At 56.0% G+C, this 20,696-nt stretch carries 18 protein-coding genes; 8 read left to right on the forward strand and 10 right to left on the reverse strand.

Going from position 1 to position 20,696, the window contains the following annotated elements; translation table 11 throughout:
- Positions 1 to 131: 131 nt before the first annotated feature.
- The 3 genes from JHD74_RS20020 to JHD74_RS20030 all read left to right on the forward strand — a co-directional run bounded on the left by JHD74_RS20020 (position 132) and on the right by JHD74_RS20030 (position 1,811).
- The gene (locus JHD74_RS20020) at positions 132 to 305 is read left to right on the forward strand and encodes a hypothetical protein (RefSeq protein ID WP_233169609.1); all 174 of its coding nucleotides are present in this window, start codon (positions 132 to 134) and stop codon (positions 303 to 305) included.
- Between the two features lie 139 nt (positions 306 to 444).
- Complete coding sequence (locus tag JHD74_RS20025) at positions 445 to 1,350, forward strand: SPFH domain-containing protein (protein WP_024528420.1); 906 nt, start codon at positions 445 to 447, stop codon at positions 1,348 to 1,350.
- 2 nt (positions 1,351 to 1,352) lie between these two features.
- Complete coding sequence (locus JHD74_RS20030) at positions 1,353 to 1,811, forward strand: NfeD family protein (RefSeq protein WP_024528419.1); 459 nt, start codon at positions 1,353 to 1,355, stop codon at positions 1,809 to 1,811.
- Here JHD74_RS20030 and cueR read toward each other — a convergent pair.
- Positions 1,808 to 2,209 carry a Cu(I)-responsive transcriptional regulator gene (cueR, locus tag JHD74_RS20035; protein WP_024528418.1) on the reverse strand — a complete coding sequence of 134 codons (402 nt, stop codon included), beginning with the start codon at positions 2,207 to 2,209 and terminating at the stop codon, positions 1,808 to 1,810. The two genes, JHD74_RS20030 and cueR, sit on opposite strands and share 4 nt — an antisense overlap.
- Before the next feature lie 99 nt (positions 2,210 to 2,308).
- On the opposite strand from cueR, the gene copA reads away from it, so the two are divergent.
- The 3 genes from copA to ybaK all read left to right on the forward strand — a co-directional run bounded on the left by copA (position 2,309) and on the right by ybaK (position 6,674).
- Positions 2,309 to 5,020, forward strand: a complete 2,712-nt coding sequence (copA, locus tag JHD74_RS20040; RefSeq protein ID WP_199063368.1) for a copper-exporting P-type ATPase CopA — start codon at positions 2,309 to 2,311, stop codon at positions 5,018 to 5,020.
- 149 nt (positions 5,021 to 5,169) lie between these two features.
- Positions 5,170 to 5,973: a TraB/GumN family protein gene (locus JHD74_RS20045; RefSeq protein WP_024528416.1), complete on the forward strand. Its 804-nt coding sequence runs from the start codon at positions 5,170 to 5,172 to the stop codon at positions 5,971 to 5,973.
- Positions 5,974 to 6,194: 221 nt separating this feature from the next.
- Positions 6,195 to 6,674: a Cys-tRNA(Pro)/Cys-tRNA(Cys) deacylase YbaK gene (ybaK, locus tag JHD74_RS20050; RefSeq protein ID WP_024528415.1), complete on the forward strand. Its 480-nt coding sequence runs from the start codon at positions 6,195 to 6,197 to the stop codon at positions 6,672 to 6,674.
- Between the two features lie 42 nt (positions 6,675 to 6,716).
- On the opposite strand, the gene ushA is transcribed toward ybaK, so the two are convergent.
- Positions 6,717 to 8,369 (reverse strand): bifunctional UDP-sugar hydrolase/5'-nucleotidase UshA, encoded by a 1,653-nt coding sequence (ushA, locus tag JHD74_RS20055; protein ID WP_024528414.1) that lies wholly within the window; start codon positions 8,367 to 8,369, stop codon positions 6,717 to 6,719.
- Positions 8,370 to 8,620: 251 nt separating this feature from the next.
- Between ushA and JHD74_RS20060 the strand changes: the two genes are divergently transcribed.
- Together JHD74_RS20060 and ybaL are read left to right on the forward strand one after the other, a co-directional pair.
- Positions 8,621 to 9,841, forward strand: coding sequence for an MFS transporter (locus JHD74_RS20060; RefSeq protein ID WP_199063369.1), 1,221 nt, complete (start codon positions 8,621 to 8,623; stop codon positions 9,839 to 9,841).
- 225 nt (positions 9,842 to 10,066) lie between these two features.
- Entirely contained in the window at positions 10,067 to 11,758 is a 1,692-nt protein-coding gene (gene ybaL / locus JHD74_RS20065) for a YbaL family putative K(+) efflux transporter (protein WP_024528412.1), read from the forward strand.
- A 53-nt stretch (positions 11,759 to 11,811) separates the two neighbouring features.
- Here ybaL and JHD74_RS20070 read toward each other — a convergent pair whose 3' ends face one another.
- The 8 genes from JHD74_RS20070 to JHD74_RS20105 form a co-directional block, all read right to left on the reverse strand.
- Positions 11,812 to 13,116 (reverse strand): inosine/guanosine kinase, encoded by a 1,305-nt coding sequence (locus tag JHD74_RS20070; protein ID WP_024528411.1) that lies wholly within the window; start codon positions 13,114 to 13,116, stop codon positions 11,812 to 11,814.
- 111 nt (positions 13,117 to 13,227) lie between these two features.
- On the reverse strand, positions 13,228 to 14,190 hold the full coding sequence (hemH, locus tag JHD74_RS20075) for a ferrochelatase (protein WP_024528410.1): 963 nt from the start codon (positions 14,188 to 14,190) through the stop codon (positions 13,228 to 13,230).
- 127 nt (positions 14,191 to 14,317) lie between these two features.
- A complete protein-coding gene (locus JHD74_RS20080) occupies positions 14,318 to 15,466 on the reverse strand; it encodes a glycerate kinase (RefSeq protein ID WP_098928394.1) in 1,149 nt (382 codons plus the stop codon).
- Between the two features lie 135 nt (positions 15,467 to 15,601).
- Positions 15,602 to 16,735, reverse strand: a complete 1,134-nt coding sequence (locus JHD74_RS20085; protein ID WP_024528408.1) for a sugar diacid recognition domain-containing protein — start codon at positions 16,733 to 16,735, stop codon at positions 15,602 to 15,604.
- 112 nt (positions 16,736 to 16,847) lie between these two features.
- A complete protein-coding gene (adk, locus tag JHD74_RS20090; protein WP_024528407.1) occupies positions 16,848 to 17,492 on the reverse strand; it encodes an adenylate kinase in 645 nt (214 codons plus the stop codon).
- A 247-nt stretch (positions 17,493 to 17,739) separates the two neighbouring features.
- Positions 17,740 to 19,605: a molecular chaperone HtpG gene (htpG, locus tag JHD74_RS20095; protein ID WP_037434744.1), complete on the reverse strand. Its 1,866-nt coding sequence runs from the start codon at positions 19,603 to 19,605 to the stop codon at positions 17,740 to 17,742.
- 143 nt (positions 19,606 to 19,748) lie between these two features.
- The gene (recR, locus tag JHD74_RS20100) at positions 19,749 to 20,354 is read right to left on the reverse strand and encodes a recombination mediator RecR (RefSeq protein ID WP_024484410.1); all 606 of its coding nucleotides are present in this window, start codon (positions 20,352 to 20,354) and stop codon (positions 19,749 to 19,751) included.
- Positions 20,354 to 20,683, reverse strand: coding sequence for a YbaB/EbfC family nucleoid-associated protein (locus JHD74_RS20105; RefSeq protein ID WP_021180123.1), 330 nt, complete (start codon positions 20,681 to 20,683; stop codon positions 20,354 to 20,356). The genes recR and JHD74_RS20105 overlap by 1 nt, the downstream gene beginning before the upstream one ends.
- Between the last annotated feature and the right edge of the window lie 13 nt (positions 20,684 to 20,696).

Consider the following 20,696-nt stretch of genomic DNA (forward strand, 5'->3'; position numbering starts at 1 on the left):
CCCCCCCCCCCCCCCCCCCCCCCCCCCCCCCCCCCCCCCCCCCCCCCCCCCCCTATTTTAGATGTGTATAAGAGACAGGGATAGCCCTCTTGAAAAAATCCCAAACCGACAGATTCAAACATTTGCCCGAGATGCAGCAATTCGTTTGTCTTAAAGCGCTTCAACATATCGAGCAGACCGATCTGCAGTCCGGCGTGATCGGCATGGCGGTCAGCGTGTTGCTGACCGACGGCCACACGGTGACGCTGAGCAAATTCGACGCGGATCCTGAAGAAGTCTCCATTATCACTTCATGGCAACGTTAGGCAAACCCGGTTAAAACTGCCCATTCACGGTGACATGCTGGCGTTTTCTGCAAAAAATGGCCTTACATTGGTGATACATTAGGCATTCCCCCTGTCGCTGGCGTAATATCTAGCAATATGTCTGACAGGAGGTTGTGCCATGTTTACCATTATTCCGATCGTGATCGTTGTCGCGCTGATTATCGTCTTCTCGAGCATCAAAATTGTCCCGCAGGGCTTCCAATGGACGGTAGAGCGCTTCGGCCGTTATACCAAAACGCTGATGCCGGGTTTAAACCTGGTAGTGCCTTTTATGGATCGTATTGGCCGCAAGATCAATATGATGGAGCAGGTGCTGGATATTCCTTCCCAGGAGATTATCTCACGCGATAACGCCAACGTGGCAATCGATGCCGTGTGCTTTATCCAAGTGGTCGATCCGGCTCGTGCCGCCTATGAGGTCAGTAACCTTGAGCAGGCGATCGTTAACCTGACCATGACCAACTTCCGTACCGTGCTTGGTTCCATGGAGCTCGACGAAATGCTGTCACAGCGCGATAGCATCAACAGTCGCCTGCTGCATATCGTCGATGAGGCCACCAACCCTTGGGGCGTCAAAATTACCCGTATCGAAATCCGTGATGTGCGTCCACCGGCCGAACTGATTGTGGCGATGAATGCCCAGATGAAGGCCGAACGAACCAAACGTGCCGACATCCTGGAAGCGGAAGGGGTACGTCAAGCCGCGATCCTGCGCGCCGAAGGGGATAAGCAATCACAGATCCTGAAAGCCGAAGGCGAACGCCAGTCGGCGTTCTTGCAGGCAGAAGCGCGTGAACGTGCCGCCGAAGCAGAAGCACGGGCAACCCAGCTGGTATCTGACGCCATCGCCACCGGTAATATCCAGGCGATTAACTACTTCGTAGCCCAGAAATACACCGACGCATTGCAGAAGATTGGCTCTGCCAATAACAGCAAAGTGATCATGATGCCGCTGGATGCCAGCAGCCTGCTGGGCTCTATCGGCGGTATTACCGAATTGCTGAAAGACAGCAAAGGTAAGTAATTATGCTGGAACAGATCGCAGCAAACCCACAATGGTTCTGGATCTCGTTAGGCGGGCTGCTGTTGGCCGCGGAAATGCTCGGTGCCAGCGGCTATCTGCTGTGGAGCGGCGTTTCTGCGGTGATTGTCGGGGTAATTATCTGGCTGATACCGGAGTTGAGTTGGGAGTGGCAGGGTTCCCTGTTTGCCGTGATGACCATTGCAGTAGCCTACCTGTGGTGGTACTGGCTGCGCAAGCGGCCAACGGCAACCAGTAGTTCTCCGGTGCTCAACCAGCGTAACCGCCAGTTGATCGGCACCCGCGCCACACTGACCGAAGCGATGCATAACGGCCATGGCCGCATCAATATCGCCGACAGCAGCTGGCGCGCGCAAGCCAACGAGGATCTGCCGATCGGCACCGAAGTTGAAGTGGTGGCGGTCGAAGGCACCACCTTGGTGATCCGCGCCATTATCCGCTAGCCTTGGCGGCAGCAGCCTGCCAGATTATTAATGATCGGGCAGTCTGCGCCTTCATCTCCAGGGCATTGATCCGCCAGCGCCAGCAGGCGTTGACGCATTTCCCCCAGTTCGCTGATGTGCTTTTCGATATCGGCGACTTTCTGCAGCGTGCGGGCTTTGACATCGGCACTGTGCCGCGCCGGATCGTTGAACAACGCGACCAGTTCACGGCATTCGTCAAGGTTGAACCCCACCTGGCGAGCCTGGCGCAATAACGTCAGTTCTTCAATATGCCTGGCGCTGTAGCTGCGGTAGCCGTTGTCCGTACGGATCGGGGCGGTCACCAATCCTTTCTCTTCATAAAAACGGATGGCTTTGCTGGTCAAACCGGTTTTTTTGGCAACGTCGCTGATATTCACTTTATCCCCCTTGACCTTACCCTTGCTGGAAGGTTTAAGCTCATTCTTAATGAAAAGAACCTAGGCGGTCAACCGCCATTATTTGCGAGGAAAACCATCATGTCACAAACTACCGTGCTGGCGTTGCAGGGACTCTCCTGTATGAACTGCGCGCAAAAGGTGAAAAAAGCCTTGGAAAGTCGCGCAGATGTCGAACAGGCCAACGTCAACGTTCACTACGCCAAAGTCACCGGCGCAGCCCCGGCTGCCGAGCTGATTGACAGCATCGTTGCCGCCGGCTTCCAGGCAGAAGTCGCCCATCAGGCAGACACCGAGTTACAACTTTCCGGCCTCTCCTGCATGCATTGCGTGGGCAGCACCCGTAAAGCGCTGGAAGCGGTGCCGGGCGTGATCGCCGCCGATGTGACCATTGAGGGCGCCAAAGTCTATGGCGATGCCACTCCAGAGCAGCTCATCGCTGCGGTCGAGGATGCGGGCTATCACGCCAGCCAGGCGGGGGCCAATAGCCACCCAAAAACTGAGCCGCTGACTGAATCTGCCCCAACCTTGCCGGAAACCCAGGCAGCGGCCCCCTCCTCCCTTCCGGCAAGCGAGAGCGACGACAGCATCCAGCTGTTGCTCAACGGTATGACCTGTGCCAGCTGCGTCAATAAAGTGCAGACGGCATTACAGAACGTTCCCGGTGTTGAGTTGGCGCGGGTAAACCTGGCGGAGCGCAGCGCCCTGATCACCGGGAAGGCCACACCGCAGGCGTTGGTCGCAGCAGTAGAAAAAGCCGGTTATGGCGCGGAGATGATCCAGGACGAAACCAAGCGCCGTGAACGCCAACAGCAAACCGCACAGGCTAATATGAAACGCTTTCGCTGGCAGGCCGCATTAGGCTTGGCAGTGGGCGTCCCGTTGATGGCCTGGGGCGTGTTTGGCGGCAGTATGTCGCTGACGCCAGAAACCCAGCGGCCGTGGCTGATCGTCGGCATCATTACCCTGGCGGTGATGGTGTTTGCCGGTGGCCACTTCTACCGCAATGCCTGGCGATCGTTGATGAACGGCAGCGCCACCATGGACACGCTGGTCGCTCTGGGGACCGGTGCCGCCTGGCTGTATTCCATCAGCGTCAACCTATGGCCAGACTTCTTCCCGATGGAGGCACGGCATCTGTATTACGAAGCCAGTGCAATGATCATCGGCCTGATCAACCTTGGTCATGCCATGGAGCAGCGCGCGCGGCAGCGTTCTTCCCAGGCGCTGGAACGGCTACTGGATCTCACTCCGCCAACCGCCAGGCTGGTCACAGAACTGGGTGAGCAAAGTATCCCGCTGGCAGAGGTGCAATTGGGCATGACGTTGCGCCTGACGACTGGCGATCGCATCCCGGTTGACGGCGAAATCGTGCAGGGCGAGGTGTGGATCGATGAAGCCATGCTGACCGGCGAAGCGTTGCCGCAGCAAAAAGGCGTCGGCGATACGGTGCATGCCGGTACGGTGGTAGACGACGGCAGCGTGCTGTTTCGCGCGGCCGCCATTGGCACTCAAACCACGCTGGCACGTATTATCAAGCTGGTGCGCCAGGCGCAAAGCAGCAAACCGGAAATCGGTAAGCTGGCAGACCGCATCTCGGCGGTATTTGTGCCCACCGTGGTCGCCATCGCTCTGTTCAGCGCCGCTATCTGGTACTTCTTTGGCCCACAACCGCAGTTGGTCTACACGCTGGTGATCGCCACCACGGTGCTGATCATCGCCTGCCCTTGCGCTTTGGGGCTGGCAACGCCGATGTCAATTATCTCTGGCGTTGGCCGGGCCGCGGAGTTTGGCGTGCTGGTGCGTGACGCCGATGCGCTGCAACAGGCCAGCAATCTCGATACGCTGGTGTTCGATAAAACCGGTACGCTAACGGAAGGCCAGCCGCGCGTGGTGGAAATCATCACCTTTAACCAGGTGGATGAGCAGCAGGCCTTACGTTGGGCTGCCGCGCTGGAACAAGGGGCTAACCACCCGCTGGCGCGAGCCATCGTCGAACAGGCTAAAGGGCAGACATTGCCTACTGTAGAGCAGTTCCGGACGTTGCGCGGCTCCGGCGTCAGCGGTGAGGTTGAGGGCGTACAGCTGTTGCTGGGTAACGCCAAGCTGTTGCAAGAGAATCAGATCGCGACCGATGAGCTCACGCAGCAGATACAGCAACAGGCTGAACGAGGTATCACGCCGGTGCTGCTGGCTGCCAATGGCAAGCCTGCCGCGCTGATCGCCATCCGCGATCCGTTACGTAGTGACAGCGTGAGCGCACTACAGCGCCTGCATCAACAAGGTTATCAACTGGTGATGTTAACGGGCGATAACCCGGTGACGGCCAACGCGATTGCCAAAGAGGCCGGTATTGACCGCGTGATTGCTGGCGTGTTGCCCGATGGTAAGGCCGAAGCGATCAAACAGTTGCAGGCACTTGGCCACCGGGTAGCGATGGTCGGTGACGGCATTAATGACGCCCCCGCGCTGGCTCAGGCCGATGTCGGGATCGCCATGGGCGGCGGCAGTGATATCGCCATTGAAACCGCGGCGATCACCCTGATGCGTCACAGCCTGAACGGCGTGGCGGACGCGCTGGCCTTGTCGAAGGCAACGCTGCGTAATATGAAGCAGAACCTGCTCGGGGCATTTATCTACAACGCACTTGGCATTCCTATTGCCGCCGGTGTGCTGTATCCGCTGACAGGTACCCTGCTCAGCCCAGTAGTCGCTGGCGCAGCCATGGCTCTCTCCTCCATTACCGTGGTCAGCAACGCCAACCGATTACTGCGTTTTAAACCCAAGCAGTAACCCTCCACCGGGGCGCAACCCATCGCGCTCCGGCCTTTTGAGATAATTCCCCTGCCCTCGGGCTTTATTGTCAGCCACTTAGCGTTTAGCATGGGGAAAAGCCAGCAGCCATCCTGCACGCTGGTGGAAAGGATCAGGAGCCACGCTGTATGGGTCAACTGTTACGCCGCATTGCTACCTTTCTCGGTATTATTTCCCCGCAGAGCTACACCTACCCGGCCCTGGACATCAGGCTTCCGGGAAATCGCCAACTGCATTTGGTCGGCAGCATTCATATGGGCACCGTCGATATGTCGCCCCTGCCTGCCCGGTTGGCCGCACGCCTGCGCCAGGCTGATGCGCTGATCGTTGAGGCCGATATCACCGGCTCCTCTTCGCCATTTGGCCACGCTGAGCCGCAACTCGAACTTGAACAACGCCTTGGTCATGAAGAATTCCAAAGGTTGCAGGTGCTATGCCAGGAGTTAGGGGCGGATGTAGAAAGCTTCTCTGCCCTTCCTGGCTGGCAGGTTGCGCTGATGATGCAAGCGCGGCAGGCACAGCGGCTGGGTTTACGCGCCGAATACGGGATTGATTACCAGCTATTGCAAGCCGCTAAAGTGCAGCAGATGCCAGTGATCGAACTGGAAGGCGCCGAGGAACAGCTGAGCATGTTGGAACAACTGCCAGAAGGCGGTATGGCCCTGCTGCACGATACGTTAGAGCACTGGCACACCAACGCCCGTTTGCTGCAAACCATGGTGAGCTGGTGGCTGGACGCCAAGCCGAACGCCACGTTGGAAACGCTGCCCTCCACCTTCAGTGCCGAGTTGTACGATGTATTGATGCACCGCCGCAATCGCCACTGGCAGCAAAAGCTGGAAGCGTTACCGCCGGGCAACTATGTGGTGGCGGTCGGTGCTTTGCATCTGTATGGCGAAGACAATTTACCGGCCATGCTGCAGGCACGATAAAAAAGTGGCCAATATCGCTATTGGCCAGTCAAAGAGGAATTTTTCATATTTTAGTTATACGCATTGTAACCGTGTTAACGATTACAATAGATAGGGTAGCAACCTGACGAACCTATTGGCAACTGCCTTTCATCCTCCTTGGCACAGGTTGCTCATTCGGCTCCATTTTTATCGTTTCGTTGCCACCGATGACAACGTCCCACAGTTTTGGAAAAGAGATTATGACACCCGCAGTGGTTCTGCTTGAAAAACAAAAGGTGGCCTTCACCCTCCACGCGTATCACCACGATAGCGAAGAAACCAACTTTGGCGACGAGGTGGTAAAAAAGCTGGGGCTGAACGCCGAACAGGTCTACAAAACGCTGTTGGTGTCCCTCAATGGCGATGCGAAAAATCTGGCCGTAGCGGTCACGCCGGTCGCGACCCAGTTGGATTTGAAGAAGGTGGCGAAAGCGCTAGGGGCCAAGAAAGCCGAAATGGCCGATCCGACAGTCGCTCAACGTGTGACGGGGTATCTGGTTGGTGGGATCAGCCCACTCGGGCAAAAGAAACGCTTGCCCACGGTGATCGACAGCCCAGCGCAACAGTTTGCCACCATTTTCGTTTCCGGCGGCAAACGCGGGTTGGATATTGAATTGGCGGCCAGCGATCTGTGCCGCTTGCTGTCCGGCACCTTCGCCGAGATCGCCAAGCGGGATTGAAAAAGCAGGCCGTTACCTTCCTCTGCAACGGCCTAGGTCACCTTACTTGTAAACGATCTCGCCTTTAGGCTCGTACGCCGCCGCATCCAGCGGTGAGTGCTTCTCGATATACTGCTTGAGCACTTCCGCATCGATAAAGCCGGTATTGACGTAGCTTGGCAGGGTATCAATCTTCGGATAACCGTCGCCGCCCAGGGCGTTGAAGTTCAGCGTCGCCATACGATAGGTCTTGTCTGCCTGTAAAGGTTCACCCTTGATCTTGACGTCGCTAACGCCTTTGCCGTCCGCCACCAAGCTGACGTTGGCGAACTGCGCATAGGCACCGGAATCCACCTTCATGTTGGCTACCGCTGCCAGATACGGCTCAACCTCGCTGCCTTTCATATCGACATACACCAGGGTGTTGCCAAACGGCTGCACCTTGAGCACGTTTTTATAGGTGATATCACCAGCCTCGATCGAGTCACGCACGCCACCACCGCTCATCACGGCGAAGTCTGCGTTGGCGCGCTCCATCTGCGCGGCTAGCAGCACGCGCGAAAGGTTGGTCTGCACGAAGCGGACTTTACTGCGATCCCCTTCCAGTTTGCCGTTGACGCTGCCCACCTTCACTTCCAACTGGGCCTTGCCCTTGTCCTGGAACGGCGTCAGCAGCTTCATCATCGACGGATCTTCCTGGATCTGCTGGGTGTAATAGACCCGCTCGCTGGTGCCGTCGGCTTTCTCTACCTTTTTCTTCAGGTTGATCGGGATCAGTTGGTAATGCATCAGTTTCAGCTCGCCGTTGCGGAACTGGAAGTCGGCACGGCCAACGTATTTACCCCATTCGTGGGCCTGGACGATCCAGGTCCCGTTTTGGCGATCTGGCGAGCAAGGCGTGCCCGGTACATAATCCACCTGTTTGTGGTTTTCACTCGCCATACAGACCGGATCTTGCGAATGCCCACCGACAATCATATCCAGGTAGCCCGCAGGCAGGCTACGTGCCATCTCCACGTCGCCCGGCGCGTTGGAGCCATGGTTACCATCGTCGTAGTGGCCCATGTGGGTGGCAGCGATAATCACGTCCGGCTTTTCATCTTTGCGCAGTTGCTCCACCACCTGCTTGGCTTCTTGCGCCGGGACACGGAATTCGATATCGGTAAAGTATTCCGGGTTGCCGATTTTTGCGGTGTCATCGGTGGTCAGGCCGATCACCGCAATCTTCACCCCTTGCTTTTCAAACAGGGCATAAGGCTTGAACAGGCGTTGCTGGGTGCTTTTTTGATAAATGTTGGCGGACAGTAGTGGGAAAGAAGCCCATTTTTCCTGCTGGCGCAACACGCTGAGCGGGTTGTCGAATTCGTGGTTGCCGATCGCCATCGCGTCGTAGCCGATCAGCGTCATGCCACGGAAATCGGGTTCTGCATCCTGCAAATCCGACTCTGGCACGCCGGTGTTGATGTCCCCACCGGACAGCAGCAGCACGCTGCCGCCTTTCGCCGCCACTTCCTGACGGATACTGTCCACCAGCGTCTTTTGCGCCCCTAGGCCGTACTCGCCATGATCGTTCTGCCAGAAATGGCCGTGATGATCGTTGGTGTGCAGGATGGTGATATCGTAGGTTTTATCCTTTTCCCAGGCACTGACCGTTCCTGAAAACAACGTCAGGGAAACAGCCAACGCACATGCGGTGGTGTGAAGCGAAAAGCGCATGGCAGATCTCCATTGTTAATAATGGGTATTTTTTGATGAGGACGAAATTGTAACGCGAATCGACTGCAACTAATTTCAAATTTTTGCGACATACGTCAAATTATGTCGGAAAGGCACGGCCGGTCCGAATTTTATCGGCGCTCCCGATAGCACATAATGATCGAGAGAGAATCAGCTACCCCGTTGTCGGACGAAAGATGAACGTTATAAGATGTCGCTTTCCCTCTCTCACTTACCAGGCTAATAATAATATGACTGACCGTAGTGAAACGGATATTCCACCGCTAACCAGCAGCGCGGCCAAAGGCACGGCGTTCTCTATTCTCGGTGCTATCAGCGTTTCTCACCTGCTCAACGATATGATGCAATCGCTGATCGTGGCGATTTACCCGATTTTGCAAGCCGATTTTAGCCTTAGCTTTGTGCAGATCGGGATGATCACCCTGACTTATCAGCTCACCGCATCACTGCTACAACCGCTGATTGGTTATTACACCGATAAGCACCCGCAGCCTTATTCGCTCCCCATCGGCATGGGATTCACTCTGTCGGGCTTACTGCTGCTTTCGGTGGCCAACACTTTCCCTCTGGTGCTGCTGGCGGCCGCTTTGGTGGGCACAGGTTCCTCCGTATTCCATCCTGAGTCATCCCGCGTCGCGCGCATGGCATCCGGGGGGCGGCACGGTTTGGCCCAGTCGCTGTTCCAGGTGGGTGGCAACTTCGGCAGCTCCCTCGGCCCGCTGTTGGCCGCGCTGATTATCGCCCCCTACGGCAAGGGCAATGTCGCCTGGTTCTCACTGGCTGCGCTGCTGGCTATTGTAGTCTTGTTGCAGGTCAGTAAATGGTATAAGCAGCAACATCGGGCGGCCCAAGGCAAGCTAAAAGCCGCTTCTCTGGTCAAACCGCTGCCAAAACGTACCGTCATGTTCTCCTTAAGCATCCTGCTGGTACTGATATTCTCCAAATACTTCTACTTGGCGAGCATTAGCAGCTATTACACCTTTTATCTCATACATAAGTTTGGCGTTTCGGTACAGAATGCCCAATTCCATCTGTTTGCCTTCCTGTTTGCCGTAGCGGCAGGAACCATTATTGGCGGGCCTTTGGGTGATAAGTTTGGGCGTAAATATGTAATTTGGGGTTCTATCCTGGGCGCTGCCCCATTTACCCTGGCTTTACCCCATGCTTCTCTCTACTGGACCGGAATTTTGACGGTGATCATCGGGGTTATTCTGGCCTCGGCCTTCTCGGCCATTCTGGTGTATGCGCAAGAGCTGATCCCCGGCAAAGTGGGGATGGTTTCCGGTCTATTCTTCGGTTTTGCTTTCGGTATGGGCGGGTTAGGCGCGGCAGTTCTTGGTTATGTCGCTGATTTGACCAGCATCGAGCTGGTTTATCAAATCTGTGCATTCCTGCCGCTTATCGGCATTATCACTGCATTACTACCGAATATGGAGCATAACCAACAATAACCCTGACATTACCCCGGTTTAGCGCAGAAGTTAAACCGGGTTATCTACTCCAAAACCCCATTTAATCCGGTCAATTATGCCATAATTCTCCTTCCTTCTGCCAAAATAGACGAATAGTCTGGTTTTTTACACAAAACCCTAAATTAGCTAAGCAATAAACGCTCAAATGCAATAAACTAAATGTATCCTTTCGTAACACCCGTGAGCACAACCAGAGGAGTATGGATGCATAATTCAACACCCTTGATCACCACTATTGTTGGAGGGTTAGTACTCGCCTTCCTCTTCGGAATGCTGGCAAACCGCCTGCGCATCTCCCCGTTGGTAGGGTATCTAGCCGCAGGCGTACTTGCCGGCCCGTTTACCCCCGGTTTTGTCGCTGATACCTCGTTGGCGCCGGAACTCGCGGAGATTGGGGTGATCCTGCTGATGTTCGGTGTTGGTCTCCATTTCTCGCTTAAAGATCTCCTCGCAGTAAAAAATATCGCTATCCCAGGGGCCATTGCCCAAATCGCCGTCGCGACGGTGTTGGGGATGGGGTTGTCCAAACTGATGGGCTGGGATTTGGTTTCCGGCCTGGTGTTCGGCCTGTGTCTGTCCACAGCCAGTACCGTGGTACTGTTGCGCGCCCTGGAAGAACGGCAACTGATCGATAGCCAACGCGGGCAGATCGCCATCGGCTGGCTGATTGTCGAAGATTTGGCCATGGTGTTGGCCCTGGTGCTGCTGCCGGCATTTGCCAATATGCTCAACAGCGATACCGCCAGCACCACGCAACTGCTCACCGAGTTGGCCATCACCATTGGCAAGGTTATCGCCTTTATCGCGCTGATGATTATCGTCGGCCGCCGTGTGGTGCCATGGATCCTGGCAAAAACCGCCAGTACCGGCTCGCGCGAGCTGTTTACGCTGGCGGTATTGGCACTGGCGCTGGGTATTGCCTACGGCGCTGTCGGCCTGTTTGACGTCTCATTTGCCCTGGGTGCCTTCTTTGCCGGTATGGTGCTGAACGAATCGGAACTGAGCCACCGCGCAGCACACGATACGCTGCCGCTGCGTGACGCCTTTGCGGTGCTGTTCTTTGTCTCGGTCGGTATGCTGTTCGACCCGATGATCCTGATCAACCAACCACTGGCGGTGTTGGCAACGCTGGCGATTATCCTGTTTGGTAAATCGGTGGCAGCCTTCGCACTGGTCAAAATGTTCGGCCACTCCAAACGTACCGCGCTGACCATTTCCGCCAGCCTGGCACAGATTGGTGAATTCGCCTTCATCCTGGCCGGATTGGGAGTCACGCTGGGCATGATGGATCAGCATGGCCGCAATCTGGTGCTGGCCGGGGCGATCCTGTCAATCATGCTCAACCCGCTGCTGTTTACCCTGCTGGAGCGCTATCTGGCCAAGACGGAAACCATCGAGGATCAGATCCTGGAAGAAGCGGTAGAGGAAGAGAAGCAGATCCCAGTTGATATCTGCAATCATGCCGTCGTCGTGGGTTATGGTCGGGTTGGCAGTCTGCTAGGGGCCAAACTGACCGAAGAAGGCGTCTCGATGGTGGTGATAGAAAACTCCCGCCCTCGGGTTGAAGCGCTGCGCGCTCAAGGCATCAAAGCGGTGTTAGGCAATGCAGCCAATCCTGAAATCATGGAACTGGCGCGGCTCGACTGCGCACGCTGGCTGCTGCTGACCATTCCCAATGGTTATGAAGCCGGTGAGATCGTGGCCTCGGCCCGCACCAAGCGCCCAACTCTGGAGATTATCGCCCGCGCTCATTACGACGACGAGGTTTCGTATATTTCCGACCGGGGTGCCGATCAGGTGGTGATGGGGGAACGTGAGATCGCCAACAGCATGTTGAATATCCTCAAGCTGGATACGCTGTCGGACGAAGAAAAGCTGGCCGCCTGCCCAATCTGAAGCCATTAAGCCGGTAAGAGCGCTAAAACCGCGCTCTTACCGGTTGTTGTTGGTTACCGTTCCCAGTAAGACTCTTCCAGACTGTCTTCCCGCTCCGGCAGCCCACGGGTCAAACGTGGCGAGTGCTGGTTAAGCACCTGATAGCTAACGCGGTTGGCATATTTGCAGACCTGCGCCAATGAAGAATAGGTCAGGTAGCTACGCACATGCTTGCTGGAGTTTGGCACGTTGTTACGGTGATAGCCGTTAGCGGCGATATCATGCAGCAGCGCAGACAACGCACCGTCGCCCGCACCGTTGGTATTCATGATCTTTTCCGGGCCGCCCATATACGGGGCGATATGCGAATAGACCTTGAGCGCGTTTTCGCAGCTTGCACGGCGCATCGCACGGCTGAATTCGAAGCGGTTAAACTCGGCGATATGGCCCGGCAACAGCGGATGCTGAGTTTCACGCTTGTTGGCCTCTTCGGTGTAGCCTGCCATGTACAGACCGTTTGGCCCAGCGGTACACAGCACCAAATCTACCCAGTCCAATGCCATCTCAGAGGCCATCAGCGGATCGCTCAACCCTGTGAGTTCCAATGCCTCATCTTCATTCATCGCCAGAATGGAAACATGTTCCCTGAGAAAATCACGCCACCACACCGGGTTATCCGCAATGACATACTTGGTGCCCAGCGTCAGCACCACCGGTACATCATGCTTTTTGGCAAACGCGATCGCCTGCATGGTGGCTTCCGGCATTGGCTCACCGGGTTTGCAACGCACCAGATAGGAGGTCAGTACCAACGCGGCAGCCCCTGCGATCACTTCTTCAGGAATGCTTTCCGGGCGTAGCTGGTTCATCTGCCCCGGGCTGATGGCAAAGGTGCGCTCGCCGCTCTCGCTAATCAGCGTAAAGCAGCGGCCAATGGCCCCATCCACTGCTTGCAGATAGTTGAGATCGGTACGGCTGGAGGTGTTGCACAGATAGCGATAGGCATAGCTGCCAATTTTGACGTTGCTGCACATCACGCCGAGCAGCACGGAACGATCGTCCGCCAGTACCGAGTAGTTGTGCAGGGTGTTACCGATGGTGCCACCGGCAAATTGATGAGTGATCAGGTTGTTGTCGCTCAGTTCCTGATACAGCGCCTCGGCAACGTCGTCTTCAATGACCAGCGAATGGCCCAGGCTAAGGCCGTAGCGTTCAACAAACGCATCATCCACTTTAGCTTCGATATCTACCAGCGTCTGATCGATACCGACGACATAAGAGGTACTGACTTCATTTTCAGGCTGTGTCTGCTGCAATAACGGATCGCGAGCGTTGACCGGAAAATAATGTTTGGATTTACGTTTACCAGGAAATTTCATGTGATTGGCGGTGAGTTGCGGTGAACAGGCAGGAATGTTAGCACATTCCCGCCTGATTGCTGCGCTTTCACGTGAGCATTTTGCTAGCCGAGCGGTGAAAAGCCGGCTTGATTACAGCCGTTGCCCCACCAGCTGTTGCATCATATCGATATGGGCGGCGTCATCATTAAGTGCCGGGATGTATTCAAACTTCTCGCCCCCCGCCTCCAGGAAAATTTCGCGGTTCTGCTCTTTGATCTCCTCCAGCGTTTCCAGGCAATCCGCAGAAAAACCGGGGCAGATCAGTTGGATATGCTTCACCCCTTGCGCTGGCAGGCTCTTCAGGGTTTCGTCGGTGTACGGCGTCAGCCAGGGCTCCCGACCAAAACGCGATTGATAGGTCATCATCACCCGATCTGGGGCCAGAGGTATGGCCGCCGCCAACGCGCGGTAGGTATCTTCGCAACGTTGCGGGTAATCATCACCCAGAGTGGCGTAGCGTTTGGGAATACCGTGGAACGACATCACCAGGCGATCGGGCTTACCGTGTTCAGCGAACGACCGCTCAACGCTTTGCTGCAAAGCCAGGATATACGCTGGGTGCTCGGCATAGTCACGGATAAAGCCAATCGATGGCAGGCGGCGATAGCCTTTCAGCACCCGCGCCACACCATCCCAGACCGCTGCGCTAGTCGAACACGAGTATTGCGGATACAGCGGCAACACCACCAGATTGGTCACGCCCTGCGCCAATAGGCTGTCGATCGCCTGTGCCAGGCTGGGTGAACCGTAGCTCATGCCCAGTTCTACCGGGGTATTTGGCATACGCGCCGCCAGCTCCCGCTGTTGGCGGCGGCTATAGACCAGCAACGGTGAACCTTCCTCCATCCAGACGGATTGATAAAGCTTTGCCACACGCGGTGAACGGATCGGCAGAATGATGCCGTTAAGAATTGGCCACCAGATCAGCGGGGCAGTATCGACCACCCGGTTGTCACTGAGAAATTCTTTCAGATAGCGTTTTACCGCCTGCGGGGTGGGTGCCTCTGGCGTACCCAGATTCACCAGCAATACCCCGTGTTTCTCTTGTTTCATTCCGATCCCCTTGTCCTTCCCGGCAAATACCCTGTTATTTCTCAGCGTATTAACAGCCACTCATGCGGCCTATTGTAACGGAAAAGCGCCGGACCGGAACCTATATCAATAACAGGTAGAACGGGGGTTATTTTTGCGCCAGTTGCCAGACGGCGGCTACGTTACGCGCAGTGACTTCCAGGTTATGGGCCGCGTCCGCCAGCGCCTCTGGCAGCGTCACGATGCGGTCGATCACCGAGAAAGCGGCGTCGATGCCGTGTTGATGCACCACCTGATAGTCTTTTGACAGGCTACCGGCGATGGCAATCACCGGTAATTGGTGGCGCTTGGCTACCCGCGCAACGCCGATCGGGGTTTTGCCGTGGATCGACTGGCTGTCGAGCCGCCCTTCACCCGTGATCACCAGGTCAGCATTACGTACCGCGTCTTCCAGATGCAGCGTTTCGATCACGATTTCGATGCCTGGCCGCAGTTCAGCGGCCAGAAAACCGATCAATGCCGCTCCCATGCCCCCTGCCGCGCCTGAGCCAGGCACCTGCAATACCTTGCGCCCAGTGCTCTGCTCCAGGAGCGTGCCGTAATGATGCAGCGCCTTGTCCAGTTGCTGCACCTTCTCCGGCGTAGCCCCTTTCTGTGGGCCGAAGATTGCTGAAGCCCCGTGATCGCCACACAGCGGGTTATCCACATCACAGGCTACCGTAATCTTCACCTGCTGCAAGCGGGGATCCAATTGGCTAAGATCGATATGCGCCAGTTGCGCCAACGCCGCGCCACCGGGCCGTAATTCTTGATTATGATGGTCGAGTAGCTTAGCGCCCAGCGCCTGCATCATGCCCGCCCCGCCATCGTTGGTTGCGCTGCCGCCGATCCCCAAAATGATCGAGTCTACACCTTGTTGCAGTGCTGCCAGGATCAGCTCACCGGTGCCAAAGCTGGTGGTCACTAACGGATCGCGTTCGTCACCCGCCACCAGATGCAGCCCGGACGCGGCCGCCATTTCGATAACTGCGGTTTTCCCTTCCCCCAACAGACCATAAAATGCTGCAGTAGGTTTGCCCTGCGGCCCGCTCACCTGCACATTGATGATTTCCCCACCGGTGGCGGCCACCATCGCATCGACGGTGCCCTCGCCTCCGTCCGCCATGGGCAGCAACACATAGTGCGCCTGCGGATAGATTTGCCGGAAACCACGCTCGATCGCTTCTGCGACACCCTGAGCACTCAGGCTCTCTTTAAAGGAGTCGGGGGCAATTACCACTTTCTGTAGGGTGTTCATCGACAGTGCCTTAATCTTCAGAGGATGCCACTGCATCGGTTAGTGAATACCATACCCTGCCGACAACGGAAATTCTTTAGCGATAGACACAAACAAAAGGGTAAAAAATAACGTTATTTTGTGCATTCACACAATTCAATCCTGCATCAACATACCGATATACAGTTGCAAGACGTCCGCCAATTGATTGATCTTCAGGCCAGTCGTTTTTTCTACGCGCTGTAGGCGGTAACGCAGAGTGTTAACGTGAATATGCAGCTGTGCCGCAGTCTTGGTTTGGTCACAATTCTGATTGAAATAGTGGCGCAGCGTGTTTCTCAGCATCCCTTTTTCATCCTGGGCGCTCAATTGCTGCCAGGGCCGGGATAGCTCCTGCGCTCGCCAATCCTCCCCCAAATCGCACAGCAGAGAGGGCAGCGGGTAATCATCATAAAATAGCGTATGCTGGGGCAACTTAAGGCGGTGCGCCATGGTTTGCACTGCACGCGCGGTCTGAATGGAGCGGTAGACGCCCTCATCACCACTGTAAAAACCCCCGACGATCAACCGCAGGCCAAAGCGTTGCTGGATCTCATGCTGGAGTTGCTGGGCCAGCTTGCGTTCCTGCTGCACGTCCCACACCCCCTGTCTCATACAGGCCGGGCGCAAGAGCACCAGTTCATTAAAGCTGGTCATGGTGATAAGCGCCTCACGCTGGGTGATCTCCAGCTCTGCCAGCAAGCCTCTCAGTGCCTGCGGCTGCGGCTCATACAGCTCAAGCAGCCAGACAATGCGTGGCTGTTGCAGATCCAGCTCTAAATAGGCCGCCATCGCCTCGCGCGAACCGGGTTCACTGTGCCCTTGCAGCAGTTGGTTGGCCAGCTCTTCCCGGTAACGCTTCTCCCACTGATGTTGATCGAGCATCGCGGCCTGTTCCACCATCAGCTCCGCCGCCATTTTCACCAGTTCACCATAGGCTCGCACCTGAGCCGGATCGCCGGAAACCCCTATCGCGCCGACCAGTTGATTGCGGAAACTGAATGGGAGATTGATGCCGGGTTGCACCCCCTTCAGATGCTGTGCCGTTGCCTCATCAATCTCCACCACCCGGTTTTCGGTCAGAGCCAATACCGCCCCTTCATGGCGCTGATACAGGCGTGAGGCGTTACCGGAGGCAATAATGACGCCGTTGCTGTCCATCACGTTGACCGAATGGTGAATGATGCTCATCGCGCGTTGCACGATCTGACGCGCGGTCGCTTCTTGCAAAAAATTTGTCTGCCTGGGCATGCGGCTTTTCCTGTCGGGCGAAACGGTAGCACTGATAACCTAGCATGAAGCGGCAAAAAAAAACGCCGGGCAGCAACAGCAAGCCCAGCGTTTTCTACAGCCTTGACACCGATTAGCCCAGAATGGTCGCCAGCTCAGCGCTCACTTCCGTCACCTTACGGGTGCCATCGATCTTGTGGTAGGACGTATTGCCCGCCTCGGCTTCTTTATGATAGTAAGACACCAGCGGCGCGGTCATCTGATGGTATTCCACCAGGCGCTTACGCACGGTCTCTTCCTGATCGTCTTTACGGGTGGTCAACTCTTCGCCAGTGGCGTCATCTTTCCCTTCCACCTTCGGCGGATTGAATTTGATGTGGTACACGCGGCCAGAAGGCGCATGCACGCGGCGGCCAACGATACGATCGACGATCAGTTCGTCCGGCACGTCGAACTCCAGCACGTAATCCACTTTAATGCCGGCTTCTTTCATCGCATCGGCCTGTGGAATGGTGCGTGGGAAACCGTCCAGCAGGAAACCGTTACGGCAGTCTTCCTGGGTAATACGCTCTTTGACCAGCGCAATAACCAGCTCATCGGTCACCAGCTTGCCGGCGTCCATGATTTCTTTCGCCTTTTTGCCCAGCTCAGAACCGGCCTTAACGGCTGCGCGCAACATATCGCCCGTGGAGATTTGCGGAATGCCGTATTTCTCCATGATGAATTGAGCCTGAGTGCCTTTACCAGCGCCTGGAGCGCCCAGCAGAATGATACGCATTGCGTAAATCCCCTTGCTATGTATTTCCCTTCATTCTTCGGGCCGCGGCCGGAAGTCTATCGGGTTTGAGTTTTTATTAAATTTCGAAAACACTCAACCTTACCATTTCTGAGGGGGGTGGCTCAAGGTAGCGAGAGGAAATCGGTTGCGGAAAGATCGGGCTGAAACGAGGCAAGCAGCGAGAAAATTTAACCGGAATAGAAGAGATTACGCCCCAAACTCTAAGGTCTGGGGCGTATTTTGCTGATTAAGCGGACAACAGCTTATTCATGCGGCGGATAAACTGGTTTGGATCTTCCAGCGTCCCACGCTCGGCCAGCAGGGCCTGATCCAACAGCAGATCGATCCATTCGGCAAATTGTTCGTTATCGCCCACATCGGATGCGCGTTTGACCAACGCATGCTCTGGGTTCAGCTCGAAGATATACTTCACTTCCGGCGCAGCTTGCCCCGCAGCGGCAAACAGTTTGGCCATCTGGGTGCTCATCTCGTCGGCATCGGTGGTGACGATGGCCGGGGTATCGGTCAGACGATGCGTCAGACGCACGTCCTTCACGCGCTCACCCAGCAGCGTCTTGACCCGCTCGATAAACGGCTCCAGCTGCTTCTCGGCTTCTTTCTGCTCTTCGGTTTCATCCGCCAGTTTATCCAGCGCTTCATCCGCTTTGCTGACCGACTGGAACACCTTACCGTCAAACTCGGTCAGGTAGCTCATCATCCACTCATCGATACGGTCAGACAGCAGCAGGACTTCGATGCCTTTCTTGCGGAACAGCTCCAGGTGCGGGCTGCTCTTGGCGGCAGCATAACTGTCGGCAGTGATGTAGTAAATCTTGTCCTGGCCTTCGGTCATGCGGCTGACGTACTCTTCCAGCGAGACGGTTTGCGCCGAGCTGTCATTGTGCGTAGAAGCAAAGCGCAGCAGTTTGGCGATGGCTTCTTTGTTGCCGCCGTCCTCCGCAGGCCCTTCTTTCAGTACCATACCGAACTGCTGCCAGAACTTCTGGTAGGCTTCCGCATCGTCTTTCGCCAGCTTGTCCAGCATCTGCAACACACGTTTGGTCAGCGCGCCACGCAGGTTCTGGGTAACACGGCTGTCCTGCAGGATTTCACGCGAAACGTTCAGCGGCAGATCGTTGGAATCGATCAGGCCACGCACAAAGCGCAGGTAGTTCGGCATGAACTGCTCGGCGTCATCCATGATAAACACGCGCTGAACGTACAGCTTCAGGCCGTGTTTGTGATCGCGATTCCACATATCCCACGGTGCCTGGGCCGGGATGTACAGCAGGCTGGTGTACTCCTGCTTACCTTCCACCCGGTTGTGGCTCCAGCTCAGCGGATCGGTAAAGTCATGGGCAATATGCTTGTAGAACTCTTTGTACTCTTCTTCGCTCACGTCAGCTTTGTTGCGAGTCCACAACGCTTGCGCCTTGTTGATTTTCTCCCAGGTGACGGTGCCGTCTTCTTCATTCTTGGTTTCGATCTCTACCGGCAGCGCAATGTGATCGGAATATTTGCCAATCACCGAGCGCAGACGCCAGCCGTCGAGGTATTCGTCTTCGCCTTCACGCAGGTGCAGGGTAATTTCGCTGCCGCGATCGGCCTTGCTGATATCGGCGATGGTGTAATCACCTTCACCGGCAGACTCCCAGTACACCCCTTGATCTTCCGCAGCACCGGCCGCGCGGGTACGTACGGTGACTTTGTCCGCCACGATGAACGCTGAGTAGAAGCCCACGCCGAACTGACCGATCAGTTGGCTGTCTTTAGCCTGGTCTGAGCCGATAGACTCCAGGAAGGCCTTGGTACCAGATTTGGCAATCGTCCCCAGGTTTTCGATCACTTCTTCGCGGCTCATACCGATGCCGTTATCGGCAATCGTCAGGGTGCGCTTCTCTTTGTCGAAAGACAGACGCACGCGTAGTTCACCATCACCTTCATACAGCTCAGGCTTGGAAAGCGCGCGGAAACGCAGCTTGTCTGCCGCATCGGAGGCGTTGGAGATCAGCTCACGCAGGAAGATTTCTTTATTGGAGTACAGCGAATGGATCATCAAATGAAGCAGTTGTTTGACTTCAGACTGGAACCCACGGGTTTCTTGACCTTTCATACTCATTGATTACCTCAAAGACAGTAGTGACCAAATCATGCAATGAGGATCAGATGGGGTTAACTCTGTGGTTTTTCAAGCGGCTGGCGGGGAATTTTTTGTCAACTGAATTACGGGGCAGAGGGCTGCCCCGTACAGAATCATCAGAATTTGATCGCGTGGCGTCCGGCCAGGGAGTGCGACAGCGTGGTGCCATCCACCATTTCCAGTTCACCACCCACCGGGACCCCGTGAGCAATGCGGCTGGCAAGTACGCCATATTGGCCACACATCTCGGCGATGTAGTTGGCCGTAGCATCCCCTTCCACCGTCGGGTTGGTGGCCAGGATCACTTCGGTGATGGTTTCCTTCTCCAGCCGTTGCTCCAGCCGGTCCAGGCCGATATCGCCTGGGCCAATGCCGTCTAACGGTGACAGATGGCCCATCAGCACAAAGTAGCGCCCGGCAAACTGGCCGGTCTGCTCAATGGCGTGAATATCCGCCGGGCTCTCCACTACGCAAATCTGGCCGTTTTGCTGGCGGCGCACATTATTGCAGATGGTGCAGGTATCCTGCTCGGTGAAGGTACGGCAATCGGCACAGTGGCCGATCTCCGACATGGCACGGGTCAGCGCCTGTGCCAACCGCATCCCGCCGCTGCGATCGCGCTGCAGCAGTTGGAACGCCATACGCTGCGCCGACTTCGGGCCAACGCCCGGCAGGCAGCGCAGTGCCTCCATCAATGATTCAAGGAGCGGGCTGGTTTGCATCAGAACGGCATCTTAAAGCCTGGCGGCAACTGCATCCCGCTGGAAACCGACGCCATCTTCTCTTTCTGGGTTTCTTCGATGCGACGTGCTGCGTCATTGAAAGCAGCAGCAATCAGATCTTCCAGCATCTCTTTGTCGTCTTCCATCAGGCTTGGGTCGATTTCTACCCGGCGGCAGTTATGCGCCCCGTTGATGGTCACTTTCACCAGGCCTGCGCCGGATTCACCAGTCACTTCCAATTTGGCAATTTCTTCCTGCATCTGCTGCATCTTTTCCTGCATTTGCTGGGCTTGCTTCATCAGATTACCCATACCGCCTTTACCAAACATAGTCGTCTCTCAT

It is taken from the genome of Serratia sp. ASV30, assembly GCF_016428815.1.
Lineage (GTDB): Bacteria > Pseudomonadota > Gammaproteobacteria > Enterobacterales > Enterobacteriaceae > Chania > Chania fonticola_C.

Coding starts and splice junctions, on each gene's coding strand:
- JHD74_RS20020 (WP_233169609.1), top strand. CDS start 132: ATGCAGCAATTCGTTTGTCTTAAAGCGCTTCAACATATCGAGCAGACC.
- adk (WP_024528407.1), bottom strand. CDS start 17,492: ATGCGTATCATTCTGCTGGGCGCTCCAGGCGCTGGTAAAGGCACTCAG.
- JHD74_RS20070 (WP_024528411.1), bottom strand. CDS start 13,116: ATGAAATTTCCTGGTAAACGTAAATCCAAACATTATTTTCCGGTCAAC.
- JHD74_RS20060 (WP_199063369.1), top strand. CDS start 8,621: ATGACTGACCGTAGTGAAACGGATATTCCACCGCTAACCAGCAGCGCG.
- JHD74_RS20080 (WP_098928394.1), bottom strand. CDS start 15,466: ATGAACACCCTACAGAAAGTGGTAATTGCCCCCGACTCCTTTAAAGAG.
- ybaL (WP_024528412.1), top strand. CDS start 10,067: ATGCATAATTCAACACCCTTGATCACCACTATTGTTGGAGGGTTAGTA.
- JHD74_RS20030 (WP_024528419.1), top strand. CDS start 1,353: ATGCTGGAACAGATCGCAGCAAACCCACAATGGTTCTGGATCTCGTTA.
- JHD74_RS20045 (WP_024528416.1), top strand. CDS start 5,170: ATGGGTCAACTGTTACGCCGCATTGCTACCTTTCTCGGTATTATTTCC.
- JHD74_RS20105 (WP_021180123.1), bottom strand. CDS start 20,683: ATGTTTGGTAAAGGCGGTATGGGTAATCTGATGAAGCAAGCCCAGCAA.
- htpG (WP_037434744.1), bottom strand. CDS start 19,605: ATGAAAGGTCAAGAAACCCGTGGGTTCCAGTCTGAAGTCAAACAACTG.
- JHD74_RS20085 (WP_024528408.1), bottom strand. CDS start 16,735: ATGCCCAGGCAGACAAATTTTTTGCAAGAAGCGACCGCGCGTCAGATC.
- recR (WP_024484410.1), bottom strand. CDS start 20,354: ATGCAAACCAGCCCGCTCCTTGAATCATTGATGGAGGCACTGCGCTGC.
- ushA (WP_024528414.1), bottom strand. CDS start 8,369: ATGCGCTTTTCGCTTCACACCACCGCATGTGCGTTGGCTGTTTCCCTG.
- ybaK (WP_024528415.1), top strand. CDS start 6,195: ATGACACCCGCAGTGGTTCTGCTTGAAAAACAAAAGGTGGCCTTCACC.
- hemH (WP_024528410.1), bottom strand. CDS start 14,190: ATGAAACAAGAGAAACACGGGGTATTGCTGGTGAATCTGGGTACGCCA.
- copA (WP_199063368.1), top strand. CDS start 2,309: ATGTCACAAACTACCGTGCTGGCGTTGCAGGGACTCTCCTGTATGAAC.
- JHD74_RS20025 (WP_024528420.1), top strand. CDS start 445: ATGTTTACCATTATTCCGATCGTGATCGTTGTCGCGCTGATTATCGTC.